General features: G+C 65.5%; 10 protein-coding genes and 1 pseudogene. 4 read left to right on the plus strand and 7 right to left on the minus strand.

Annotated features, from left to right (window positions below):
- Nucleotides 1-112 precede the first annotated feature (112 nt).
- Complete coding sequence (locus tag J8F10_RS33550) at nt 113-1,078, minus strand: DUF1559 domain-containing protein (protein WP_210662310.1); 966 nt, start codon at nt 1,076-1,078, stop codon at nt 113-115.
- Between the two features lie 97 nt (nt 1,079-1,175).
- The gene (locus tag J8F10_RS33555; protein WP_210661286.1) at nt 1,176-1,616 is read right to left on the minus strand and encodes a hypothetical protein; all 441 of its coding nucleotides are present in this window, start codon (nt 1,614-1,616) and stop codon (nt 1,176-1,178) included.
- Between the two features lie 301 nt (nt 1,617-1,917).
- Here J8F10_RS33555 and J8F10_RS33560 point away from each other — a divergent pair, with 301 nt between their 5' ends.
- Nucleotides 1,918-3,384 (plus strand): hypothetical protein, encoded by a 1,467-nt coding sequence (locus J8F10_RS33560; RefSeq protein WP_210661288.1) that lies wholly within the window; start codon nt 1,918-1,920, stop codon nt 3,382-3,384.
- A gap of 123 nt (nt 3,385-3,507) precedes the next feature.
- Here the strand turns inward: J8F10_RS33560 and J8F10_RS33565 are convergent, their stop codons facing one another.
- The 5 genes and pseudogenes from J8F10_RS33565 to J8F10_RS33585 all read right to left on the minus strand — a co-directional run.
- Nucleotides 3,508-4,800, minus strand: coding sequence for a hypothetical protein (locus tag J8F10_RS33565; RefSeq protein ID WP_210661290.1), 1,293 nt, complete (start codon nt 4,798-4,800; stop codon nt 3,508-3,510).
- 54 nt (nt 4,801-4,854) lie between these two features.
- Nucleotides 4,855-5,802 carry an SgcJ/EcaC family oxidoreductase gene (locus tag J8F10_RS33570; RefSeq protein ID WP_210661292.1) on the minus strand — a complete coding sequence of 316 codons (948 nt, stop codon included), beginning with the start codon at nt 5,800-5,802 and terminating at the stop codon, nt 4,855-4,857.
- 150 nt (nt 5,803-5,952) lie between these two features.
- Complete coding sequence (locus J8F10_RS33575; protein ID WP_210661294.1) at nt 5,953-7,389, minus strand: DUF1254 domain-containing protein; 1,437 nt, start codon at nt 7,387-7,389, stop codon at nt 5,953-5,955.
- Between the two features lie 35 nt (nt 7,390-7,424).
- Entirely contained in the window at nt 7,425-8,870 is a 1,446-nt protein-coding gene (locus J8F10_RS33580; protein ID WP_210661296.1) for a DUF1254 domain-containing protein, read from the minus strand.
- A gap of 34 nt (nt 8,871-8,904) precedes the next feature.
- Nucleotides 8,905-9,171, minus strand: a pseudogene (locus J8F10_RS33585) (DUF1214 domain-containing protein); the annotation flags it as partial.
- A gap of 560 nt (nt 9,172-9,731) precedes the next feature.
- Here J8F10_RS33585 and J8F10_RS33590 point away from each other — a divergent pair.
- The 3 genes from J8F10_RS33590 to J8F10_RS33600 all read left to right on the plus strand — a co-directional run bounded on the left by J8F10_RS33590 (nt 9,732) and on the right by J8F10_RS33600 (nt 12,374).
- On the plus strand, nt 9,732-10,139 hold the full coding sequence (locus J8F10_RS33590; protein ID WP_210661301.1) for a hypothetical protein: 408 nt from the start codon (nt 9,732-9,734) through the stop codon (nt 10,137-10,139).
- Entirely contained in the window at nt 10,118-11,167 is a 1,050-nt protein-coding gene (locus J8F10_RS33595) for an SMP-30/gluconolactonase/LRE family protein (RefSeq protein WP_210661302.1), read from the plus strand. Before J8F10_RS33590 ends, J8F10_RS33595 begins: the two co-directional genes overlap by 22 nt.
- A 79-nt stretch (nt 11,168-11,246) precedes the next feature.
- The gene (locus tag J8F10_RS33600) at nt 11,247-12,374 is read left to right on the plus strand and encodes a sulfite oxidase (RefSeq protein WP_210661304.1); all 1,128 of its coding nucleotides are present in this window, start codon (nt 11,247-11,249) and stop codon (nt 12,372-12,374) included.
- Nucleotides 12,375-12,539: the final 165 nt, after the last annotated feature.

Raw genomic sequence — 12,539 nt, forward strand, 5'->3', positions numbered from 1 at the left:
GAGCCGATACGAGGAGTATTCCCGGGCACGAAAAAGTACGAATTGCGGCCCCCGAAACGCGAAGAACCGCCGGGGCACCTCCGGCGGTTCTTCGTGCGGTGTCGGTCGCGGGTCAATCGTTCCCGTTCACTTCACCGCCTTGCGCGGTCACCATCCGGGCGAACATGCGGATGTCCATGCTCTCACGCAGGAACCGCACCGAGCCGTCGCACAGGCCGACGCTGATCCCGCCGGTGTGGAACGAGTATGGCTCGCCGTTGTTCGTGCAGTTCATCGCCTGGAGGCCCGGGCGGGTGTCGTTCGGAGGGGTACACCCCTGGAACCCGAACTCGGACGCCTCGTCGCACCAGGCGGACCCGCCCACCGTGGCCCCGCTGGAACTGATCCGCCGGTTCGCGCGCCACCCGTTCGGCCGGCCCGCGTCCTCGACGTAGAAGAGGGTGTTCGACAGCCCGTCCGTTACGCTCGACCAGGTCATGACCCGGTACGTGGAGCCCGTGTTGTACGAGAACGGCCCCCAGGCGTTCGAGTCGGTGTAGGCGTCCACGTTATTGGGGAAACTGCTGACCAGGTCGGCGGACACCCGGTTGATGACCGAGTAATCGGTCACGGCCGCGTTGTCGATCGTGAAGCCGCCGTGGGTCCAGCTCACCGCAACCCGGTCCGGGTTCGGGGTGGACGGGCAGTTGAACACGTTCACCTTGGTCATGACCGCGGTGCGGTTGTTCGCGTGGCCGAAGTGGAGCTTGATATCGTAGGCCTTCCGAATGTTGTCCTGCTCGATGTAGGGCAAAATCCACACCAGCGCGCCCTGGTAGGCCCCGCCGGGAACGCCGAGCTTCGGGAACCCGCCGCCGGCGGACCGCGACGGCGGGACGACGCCCGTGGCGTCGTGGAACCCGTGGCACGCGAGCCCGAGTTGTTTGAGGTTGTTCTGACACTTCATGCGCGCGGCGGCCTCACGCACCTTCTGCACCGCGGGCAGAAGCAGGCCGATCAAAATTGCGATGATGGCGATGACGACCAGCAACTCGATCAGCGTGAAACCGCGTTTCGAGCGAGGAGAGGAGAGGGGCATGGCTGCTCCGGAGAAAAAACGAAATCCATCAGCGACACTGGGCGATTCATGAATCCCGCTCGGGTGGTCCAGGCGGGTCACTTCACTTCACTTCACTTCACTTCAGCTTGAACGGCGGGAGTTCGTTCGGGCCGTCCTTGATTGTGGCCTTCAGCTTTGTTTGGCCGGGATCGCGGTACCGGCCCTTGAGCCGGTCCTCGGCCGAATCGCGCGAGTCTTCCGGCCAGGTCACCGCAACGGAGTACGCTCCCAGGGGCGCGCCGTCGTTCTCGCCGTAGGTGCTCAACTGGAACTCGCCGTTCGCGTCCACGGTCGCGCGGGGGCGCGGGGCGGGGTTGGTGGCCGGCTCGTCGTCCGGTACGAAGAGGACAAAGGCGCCGATTGCCGGTTTGTCCGCGATGAACAGTTTTCCGCGAACGGGGTGAACGGGCTTTTGTCCGTCGGGTGTTTGCGCGGCTCCCCCACAGCCGAGCGCGAACAACGACAAAAGGAGTACGAAGCGCCGCGAACGGCACTTGGAGCGGGTGAGAGAGGGCATGGAAACGGGTCCGGGGAAGGCGAGTTTAATGAAGATTTCAGGTAGGTTGAGTGAAATATTATCATAATTTGCAGCCGTGCCAAGACCAAAAGTGAAAACGTGCAGGGAAACAGCAATCTACGCATAACAAACAAAATCAATTTAAACTTGCTTTTGACTGGCGGATTGTCGCTCGGAAGCGCCGCTGGCAAATTGAATACGGGGCGAATGAAACTGCCAGGTGCCGGTCTAGCGGGCGCTTGACTTCACCCGTCGGTGTAGCGAGATTGAGTGCATCCCGGCCCAATCCGAGGTGACTCCCATGCCGCGCTCCGCTCCGGTCGTTTGGTGCCTGCTCCTCGCGCTCGCCGCTCCGGTGCGCGCGGCGGGGCCGTATGACGGCCTCCTGAAGTACGCGCCGACCAACACCAACACCCTGCTGCTCGTTGACGCAAAGGGGGCCTACGCCAGCCCGCTCGCCAAGAGCGAGAAGTGGAGAGAGAAGGGCCAACCCGGGAGCCGCGGCGGGCTGGGGTTCGTTCCGCCCGACGCGGAGACGGTGGTCGTGGCCGCGGACGTGAACCTGAACACGCTGGTCCGGGGGTGCCAGGTCGGATTGGTCACCGTGGGCGGGCTGCCGAACATGCGCGACGTGGCCGCGCGCGAGGGCGGCAGCAGCGACGAGATCGCCGGGCAGGTGGCCGCGCTCTCCCCGCGCGACGTGTACTTCACGTGGCTCCCGGGTACGACGCTCGTGGCCGTACACCCGGCCGACCGCCAGTACACCGCGCGCTACCTGAAGAGCGCGCTCGCGAACAAAACGGGCGCACTGACGCCGTACCTGAAGAAGGCGACCGAAGGGGCCGGGGCGAACACCGTCACCATCGCGGTCGACCTCGAAGACGCGGTGGACAAGACCATTCTGAAAATGGCCCTGCCGGCCAGCCCGTCGGTGGCCAAGGTCAAGAACGCGGACGTGAACCTGCTCGCGGGCTTCTTGTCTCAGGTGAAGGGGCTGACGTTCTCGGCCCAGGTCACCGACAAGATCACGGCCCGCATCGCGATCGAGTTCTCCGTCGAGCCGGCCCGCTTCAGGAACACGCTGCCGGACCTGGTCCGCGAACTGATCGAGGACCAGGGGATCGCGATCGAGGGGTTCGAGCGCTGGAAGGCCGAGTTCAACGACACGACGTTCACCCTGTCCGGGAGCCTCACGACCGCGGACCTGAAGCACATCTTGTCCCTGTTCGCGTTCCCGAACCCGGCCGCGGAACCCGAGCCGGGGGCGACCGGCGCCGCCCCGACCGCGAGCGCGACCAAGCGCTACCTCCAGGCGGTGGACACGATCCTGGGCGAGATCGCCCAGAAGAAAGAGAGCTCGAACTACGAGAAGACCGCGACCTGGCACGAGAAGGCGGCCGACCAGCTCCTGCACATCAGTCCCCGGAACGTCGACCCGGTCGCGGTCGAGGCCGCGAACCAGTCGTCCCGGCGCCTGCGGGCCATCGGTCAGAGCCTGCGCGGGGTCCCGATCGACACGAAGGCGCTGGCCGACCAGCAGTACTTCTACGGGTACGGGGGCGGGCGGTCGTTCGGGTGGTGGGGGCTGGGGGTGGGGGTGTTCAGCAACCCCGTGTACGTGGACACCAATATTCCCAAAATCCGGGAGCAGATGACCAAGGTGGTCGCCGACGACAAGCAGCGCCGGACCGAGACCTGGGAGCAGATCGACAAGACCATGTACGACGCGAAGCGAAAGCTCGCCGAGAAGTATAAGGTGTCGTTCTGATCGCGAACGGGCGCCGGTGATCGAGCACGCGCCGGGCGGGAACGGTTCCCGCCGGCACGTGCTCGTCCGGTTTCAGCCCCTTGCAGCAAGCCGTTGCAAGGGACGCGAAACAGCTCCGCGGCGCTACGGCTTCTCGTCCTTCGGCTCCGGCAGGCGAGCGAGGATCATTTGCTGGGTGCTTTCCTTACCGTAGTGGACCAGGACTGTCGATTCGTCTTTCGTGAGGTTGTTCAACCCGGTCTCGAACACGATGTCCTTCTTATCCCCGATCGACCACGCGACGCGCTGCGTCTTCCGGTCCACCAGCCCGTACACCGGCAGCGTGTTGTCGGCCACGGCGTCGTAATAATTCCCGCGGACTACGCCGTCCTTGTTGACCGCGATCTGGAAAATGCGCTGCGCGACCTTCTCGTCGCCCTGGATCAGCCCGAACACCCCGAGCGGCTGCCACTCGTCATTCTCGGTCGGCTTCACCGCGCGCCCGGCGTCGGCAATCGTCGTCGCCTGCGTCGCGTATTCCGTCGCGGTGCCGGCCGATTCCCCGTTCACGTACACGGCGTCGTCCTGAATGACGACCGTGCTCCCGTAGTCGTACTCGACCGGTGCGGCGGTGACGCCGACGAACGTCGAAACGGTGTTCCACACCGGTGCGGCCCACACCGCGGCCCCGACCACGTACCGCGGCGCGGCCCAGGCGACCGCGTGACTGCGGTACCACACCGGTGAGAAGTACGGGTACGGGGTCGCGCGAATGCCGACGGCCGCGCTGCGAACCGCGACCGGGCTGACGTACCCGGTATAGTGCCCGACCGCCCCGACCCGCACGCCCCCTGCGGCGTACCCGCCGTAAGGTCCCGCGATACCGCCGCGGCGCGCGCCCCCGGCCACAACGCCACCATAAGGGCCGACTGCGGCCCCTCCGCGCGCGCCGCCCGCCGCGACTCCGCCGTAAGGCCCGACCGCGACCCCTCCGCGGTGCCCCACGGCCGCGGCCCCGCCCGGGCCACGAACCGCCGCTCCGCTGGCCCCGCCGGCACGAACCCCGCCCGCCGGCCCGACCGCGACCCCGCCCCGGTGCCCCGTTGTGTACGAGTTCCCGCCCGGCCCCGTGACACGAGTGGCCCCGCCCCCGCCCGCTCGAACGCCACCGAGCGGCCCCACCGCGGCCCCGCGCCCGCCGACGTGTTGAACCGTCGCCCCGCCCGGGCCGGAGTACGTCCCGCCGTGAACGTTCCCCCCGCGAACGCCACCGTATGGACCGGTCGCGACCCCGCGGGCGGCGCCGCCCGTGCGGACCCCGCCCCCGGGACCGACCGCGGCCCCGCGGACCGCGCCCCCGCGCCCGAACGCCTGAACCGGACCGGTCGAAACCGCCACCACCATCCCCGCCGCTAACGCGCATATCGCGAATTTCATGTGATTCCTCTGGAGGACGCTTTTATGAATTGTTCCGTGTGAGCGCCGGGCGCGTTACTTTTTGACGCGCGTGACCTTGACCGGCGGGAGCGCCGGGAGCGCGACACCGTCGGTCTCCCGGTCCGTGGTCTGCCAGGTGAACGAGTCGGTACCGAGCGGGATGAGGACGTTGACGGAGCTGATCTCCGTACCGTCCGGGAGCACACCCGTCGCTTCGTTGATCCAGCGTTTGTCGTCGCGCACCCAGACGGCGTCGCTCGTGGTCCCGGAACTGTCGAACATCCACGACCGCAATCCGCCGGCCGGGTTCCGCCCGATCACCTGCGTGCCCGATGACACCGTTTTGCCGTCCTTCGTGATCGCGTACTTGCCGCTGATGAACACCTTGTTCTCGTCCCACGCATACGTCAGCTTCAGTTCCCCGCCTTCCCCCTTCGCGGTCCAGTCCCCAACGAGCCAGTCGAGGTGTTGGGGGGTCACCGCGGTCGCGGGATCGGGCACCCACTCGCGTACCGACGCGGCGTGCCATACGCCGTCTTCCAGCACGTGGAGCGCGGAGTACCGCGACTCGATCACCGGGTCGGTTCCCGGGAGCTTTAACCGCACCACGCCCTCGGCCGACGCGGTCCCGCGCCCGATGATCCGAACGGATTCGACCTGAACTTCGGCCGTGGCTTTCGGGTTCGCTTTGAAGAACTCGGCGAGGCTCTTTTCGATCGCGGCGCGCCCCGTCACGGTTTCGTCATCGGCCCCCACGTACTCGCCCTCATCCGTCCAGAGTGCGGCCGCGGCCTTGGCATCGGCCGCGTTGAACGCCTTCGCGTACTCGGCGGTGATCTTCTTGATCCCGGCTTCCGCGCCGTCGGCCTTTGCGGGTTGGGCCGCGGCCTTCTCCGGCTGCGCTGCGGGTTCGCGCGCCGGCGACGGGGCACGCCCCCCGCTCACGAGCACGGCGGCGCTGACCGCAACGGCCAGGCCCAGAATCATTCGGTGCCGTTTCATTGGTGCTTCCTTTGAAGAGATTCGTCAATCACCCGACCGGGTGGCGAACGAGACGGTGCCCCGGGCCGGGTCGTTGAGGGGCACCGTTCGAGACGAGCGCGTTCGATTCGGGCGAACAGTTGAGCCTTCTCTCAGGGTGGTGAGCGCGACTCACCTCACTTCCTCGAAATCGCCCGGCTTCCACGTTCCGTCGAACGCGGGTTCCTTCGGGCCGTAGATGCGGAAGTACGCGAACCACCCGCGCTCGGGCACCGTTTGAATCCACTGGCCCTCCTTGCCCGCGGGCGCTTTCGGGCCGAAGTACAGGTCGATCGATTTCGCGTCGCCCGTGTCCTTCAGCTCGAACAGCGAGCGCAGCGCGGCTTTGTCCTGCGCGGTCTGCACCTCGCTTCGCGTGGCGGCATCGTAGACCGTGACGGACCAGAACAGCCCCGCGGGCACGGGGAGCGGCACGTTCAGCTTGTACGTTTTCCCGCCGTCCACGAACGCGCCGGTGGAGTCGCGGTGGCCGAGCCAGTAGAGCGAGCCGGCCCCCTGAGTGCGCCGGAACATCGCGGGCGACGTGACGATGGCTTGCGCGAACCAGCGGTCGCGGGCCTCCAGATCGATGCCGGCCTTCGTCTCGAATTGCGCGCTCTCGGGGACGAGCCCGAGCCACTCCCACTTCCGGTCCTTCCACGCGAGCTTGTCGGTTCGGGCGCTATCGAACGCCGACACGAGCATCTGGTTCCGCCCGGCTTTGGCGGCCCGCTCCAGAATGGCCTTCATGCGCGCGTCCGGCGCGAACGGCTTGCCCTTCTCGATGCCCAGCGCCGACAGCACCCCGTACATGGGCAGGAACTTCGGGTTCAGCGGTTCGGCGTCGGTGACCGCGTGGAGCTTCTCCCAGTACGCAATGTTGTCCTCCCAGCGCAGGCAGGTGCAGTCCATCTTCTTCTCGGTCGTGTCCACCATCTTCACGAGCTTCGGCTCCGCGGCCGAAGCCAGCGGATAGATTTTCACGGTTTTCAGTGCGTCGATCGCGGCCTTCACGTCCCCCTTAACGGGCATGGATCGGAGCGCGACGAGCACCTTGTTCGATGACGAGTACCCGACGAAGTAGCCCTTCGGAATTTCGCCCGTGTACCTCGGCGGCAACACGAGATGCTTCCCGCCCCTACCCTGGTCCGGTCCGGGCAGGCCCATGTCCAAGATCCACCCTTGGTGGTGGTCGTTGGCCAAACCGATGAACGGCCCGGGTGGCAATTCGATCACATAGGGACCGGCCTTTACGTCGATCACCCCGCCGCCGTAGGGCGTGTCCGAGTTCAGCGTGAAGCCGACGTGACGCGGACCGGCCGACAGAATCGGTATGGCCTCGTTGTCGTTGATGCCCAGTTCGCGGTTGCCGTGGAAGATGCCTTCGACGGATACCGTCGGGTACCAGAACCGGTACGCGGTCACCGCGCGCTGGTAGTCGGCCTCGTCGCGCGCCTTCTGCGCCGCGTCCGGGGCCGGGAAGCCGCCCTTAAAAGGGGCCGGGTCCTGCGCTACGGCGAGGGCCGCGAGTGTGAGAACAATGATTGGAAGAGCGAATCGCGTTCGCATGGCGTCGGCTCCTATATTGGATCACTTCGGTGCGGTTACTCGACCAGTTCGACGTCCGGCAACTTCCACGACTTGTCGAACAGCGCCTTTGTCGGCGCGTAGAGGCGGAACATCAGCTCGAATTTGCGGGCCGGGTCGGTTGGTATCCAGTTACCGTCCTTGCCCGCGGGCGCCTTGGGGCCGATGTAGAGGTCGATGGACCCGTCGGCGTTCTTTTGGAGTTCGGCGATTTGCGACGAGCGACTGGCACGCGGCGCCCCTTTAATCAGTGCGTGCGTTTGCCGGTCGTAGGCGGTTAGCGACCAGTACTGCTCCACCGGTGCGTTCGGTGGAACCGTGAGCTTGTACGTCTTGCTGCCGTCGTAGGCGTTGCCGTTCTTGTCCCGGATGTTGATGAGGTAGAACTGCCCCGCGCCCACCCGCTTGATGCCGATGAACGCCATCGTGTACACGACGCCGCGTTCGTCGATCGGGTACTCGTTCGGGTTCGTGTAGCTCTTCTGGGATACCTCTTCGATCAGCTTGGGGTACCCCGGGAACGACCACTTTCCGCCCTCCCAGAACGATGGGAACCCGGCGTCGTACTTCGCCTCCAGCCACGCGCCCGCCTCCTTGACGGCCGCGTCGAGGATCTTCTCGGTCGCCGCGTCGGGCTGGAACGGTTTGCCCTTCTCGATGCCGAGGGACGCCAACTTCTGAATCATCGCCTTGTCGCGTTCCAGCCACGGTTCCGTCTGCACGATCCGGTCCAGATTCCTGAAGAAGCTCGCGTCGTACTTGATCGTTGAATCGAAATCGACGTCCTTCACGTCGCTGAACACCGTCGCCGGTGGGTTCGCCGCTGCCGACAGCGGGTAGACCTTCATCTGCTTGCCGTAGGCGATGGACTTCTGCACGTCGGCGTCACTGTGGCTCTTGAAGTTCGCTCGGAACAGCATGTACCCGCCGAGCGTGTCGGAGTGCAGCGGGACGTACCCCTCCGGCGGTTTCTCCTTGTACCCCGGCGGCAGCACGAGGAACTTCCCGCCCTTGCCTTTGTCGATGCCGAGCAGCCCCGCGTCTTCCAACGGCATCTGCCAGACGGTTACGATGTTGCCGTTGAACGAGCCGTCGGCGTCGCCCGGCGGCAGGTCGAGCACGACCGGGCCGTCCTTCGTGTTGTAAAATGCCATGAAATAAAGCGCGTCGGGGTTGGGCGTGAGCGTCTGGTTCTTCGCGTCGAGCGGGCGCCCCCAATAAATGACTTGCCCGACCTTACCGGGGGTCTTGGACAGCATCTCCTGGAGCATCAGGTCGTAATTGACCGCGGGCATCCCCCAAATCACGGCCTCGACCGCGCGCCGGTGTAAGGTGCGTTCGGCCAGTTGCACGGGGGAGAGGGCCGGTTCGGGCTTCTTGTCGTCCGCCGCGGTACCGCTCGACCGGACGACAAGTACACCGGCGAGCAGCACCGCGGCGGGGAGGACGAATCGCGTTCGCATGGTGTCTGTTCCTCAGTGTCTGTTGGGGGGCGGGCTATTTCACGGGCTGGGCTTCGGGGAACTTCCAAGTGCAGTCGAGGATCTCTTTCCGCGGCCGGTAGAGGCGCACGATGTAGTTCCAATCCGGCACGATGGGCAGGTCGTTCAGCGCGCTCCCGTCGCCGCCGAACGGGACTGACACTGAGCCGTCCGCGTCCCGCTTCGCGGTGACGTTGTTCAGCGTGTTGGCATTTTTCTCGAAGAAGCCCTCTTTGTTGGAAACGCTGACCGACCAGAACTCGTCCACCGGCGCGTCCTTGACTGCGGTGTACTCGAGCATCTCGAAGTCGCCGGCCGAGCGCCATGAAGGGCCGGCGCGCGATCCCCGCGGGCGTGCCCCAGCCCGATCAGAAGGAGCCGGAGAGTCGCGCACCGCGTGATGCACTCGAGAACCGGACGAACGGTGCCAACGGCCGGCCGGCTCCCGTCCGTGAGCGCGCCCTTAAATCCTTGGGCTTTGGGGCGATCCGATTGGGAAGTGCGAGGTAGATGATGCGCCGATCGATCGAGAGTGACAAGCAAAAAGCCGACGGGAGAATCGAATTCAATCGCGGCCCGAATCTTGAGGCGTGAGTGCGGTTTTAGAAAACGTACAGCGCGAAGTTGCGTTCGAGCATCGCAAAGACTCTACTCGCGACGGAAATAGTGAACAAATGTAAAGGATGAGCCGTCGCGTGGTGAGTTGGTCGATGGACGCGGCGATGACCAGTCGGTTGGTGGTCGATGCCCTGGAGCGGTACCCGTGGACGGGAGCGCGCCGTCCGCAGTGGGGGCAGTCGATAGCGGAGGTGGTGTATCCCGTTTTTTGGGGAGGTGCTCGGTGTGGGCATCGGCGCCGATGCCCACGGCCTGATCGCGGAGTTTGAACTCGGTGTCGCCGAAGAGCGGGCCGCCGGTGACTACGACGAGCCGCCGGGCCATTTCCAGGATGACGTCAGCAGAACGTGCCTTGGTGCGTGCCGCCAACTCTTGGGCCTTGGATTCGAGTCCGGGGCGGAGCGGTTCGGACGTGATGGCCTCCTGCTGGGGTACAAGCCGCCCGTCATTCCAAACTATAACGAAGTGAACACGTTTCGCACCAACTACCGCCACACTTACCCCTTCTATCCGCTTGCTTGCGCGCCGCCAGTGGGTACGATGACGACGTTCGGGCTACGCACCCACTCCGCCTTCCCCACCGCCGGCCCGTCCATCGGAGAGCTCACCCCATGTTCCGTTCCCTGGCTGTGACTACCGTCGCACTCGCCACCATTGTCGCCACCGGGGGGCTGCGCCCCGCGCGCAGCACGGCCGCCGACGAGCCGAAACTGCCGATGACCATCGGCTCCATCGAGCGCAAGGACGCGAAGCTCGACGCCCTCATTCCCAAGGACGCGAAAATCGAAGTCCTGGCCGGCGGGTTCAAGTGGACCGAGGGGCCGGTGTGGGACAAGAAGGGCAGCGCCCTCCTCTTCACCGACATCCCGAACAACCGCGTCGTGCGCTGGTCCGCGAAGGACGGGGTGAAGGAAGACTTCATCAAGCCCAGCGGGTACACGGGCAAGGACGAGTTCAAAGGCGCCGAACCGGGCGCCAACGGCCTCGCGTTCGACAAAGACGGTAACCTCATCCTCTGCCAGCACGGTGACCGCCGGATCGCCCGGCTCGGCAAGGACGGCAAGTTCGAGACGCTCGCCGACAAGTACATGGGGAAGCGGTTCAACAGCCCGAACGATCTCGTGTTCGCGAAGAACGGCGACCTGTTCTTCACCGACCCGCCCTACGGTCTGCCCGAGCAGATGAAAGACCCCAAGAAGGAACTCGACTTCCAGGGCGTCTACCGCCTCTCGCCGAAGGGCGAGGTCACGCTCCTGACGAAAGAGATGTCGCGCCCCAACGGGATCGCGCTCGCGCCCGACGAGAAGACGCTTTACGTCGCCAACTCCGACCCGGACAAGGCGATCCTGATGGCGTTCCCGGTCAACGCCGACGGCACGCTCGGCAAGGGCAAGGTGATCTTCGACGCCACGGCGGACGTCAAAGCGAACCCGAACAAGGGCCTGCCCGACGGCCTGAAAGTGGACGCGAAGGGGAACATCTTCGCCACCGCGGTGAACGGCGTGTACGTGTGCTCCCCCGAAGGCACGCTGATCGGCCGCATTCTCACCAACGATAAGACTGCGAACTGCGCTTGGGGGGACGACGGGAGCGTGCTGTACCTGGCCACGAACGACAAACTCACCCGCGTCAAGACGACGACAAAGGGTTTGGGGTGGTAAGCGGTGCGGGTGCCCCCGCCCTTGCGGGCGGGGCTCACCAGAAAGCTCTGCCACGAGGACCGGGGCGCAGGAGGTTCCGATGAGCCTTTCCCGACGCGAACTGCTCTGCAGCGGGCCGATCGCAGCAGTCGCGGCCGGCTTGCACTCGCAATTCACCTCCGCGGTGGCCGCCGAACCGCTCATCGTGCGAATGCAGGAGCCGCGGAACCTCGAAACGCCGCTCGCCGACCTGTTCGCCCCGGGAACGGACAAGTTTTTCGTGCGCAGCCACTTCGCGACGCCCGAAGTCGACACGAAGACGTTCGCGCTGACGGTTGGGGGACACGTCGAAAACACGTTGAGTCTGACGCTCGACGATCTGAAAAAGATGGAATCGGTGTCGCGCGAGATCGTGCTGGAGTGCGCGGGGAACGGCCGCGTGTTCCTCGTACCGCAAGCGCGCGGGCTACAGTGGGGCCACGGCGCGGTCGGGCAGGCGAAGTGGACCGGGGTACCGCTCGGCGCGGTCCTCGAGCGCGCGAAAGTGAAAACCGGCGCCGGTGACGTGGTGCTCGTCGGCGCCGATAAGGGCGCGATCGCGGACCCCGCCACACCGGGACCGATCAACTTCGACCGGGGCATCCCGCTCGCGAAGGCGAAGAAGGACGAAACGCTCCTCGTCTGGAACATGAACGACGAACCGCTGACCGCGAGCCACGGCGCCCCGCTGCGGGCCATCGTCGGCGGCTGGTACGGCATGGCGGCCGTGAAATGGCTGTCGCGCATCGTCGTATTGGACAAGCCGCACGCGGGCTTCTTCCAGACGTTCGACTATTCGGTTTGGGAGCGCGCGAAAGAAGGACTTCCGCAGCTCGTTCCGGTCACCGCGATTCAACCAAAAGCGGTCATCACTGCGCCGGGAGTGGATGCACTGGCGGTGGGCAAGCCGTGTACGATCGAGGGGTACACGTGGGCCGGCGAGAACAGCGTGTCGAAGGTCGAGGTGAGCACGGACGGGGGAAAGAACTGGTTCGCCGCGAACGGGAAAGCCGAACCGTTCAAGTCCGCCCGCTGGACGGCGAGCTTCGTACCGCAAAAAGCCGGACCGCTCAAACTCGTGGCCCGCTGTACGGACGACAAAGGAACCACCCAGTCGGACAAGCGCGACGCGGACCGCCGCACGTACATGATTAACCACCTCGTCCCGGTCGAAGTCACAGTGAAGTGACTCCGGCCCCACCCCACGAATGTGCCGCTCGCGATGAACCGGCTAGCAGCACGTCGCGGGCGATTCTCGAACGTGCATACTAGACAAAAACTCGGGGCAAATTCGCTTCAGGGCCAGCGACTTCGCGACGCTTGGAATTCCAAACATCCAGGCGAACCCCTCGTG

Origin of the sequence: Gemmata palustris, assembly GCF_017939745.1 — a bacterium.
In the GTDB taxonomy this organism is placed as follows: Bacteria; Planctomycetota; Planctomycetia; order Gemmatales; family Gemmataceae; genus Gemmata; species Gemmata palustris.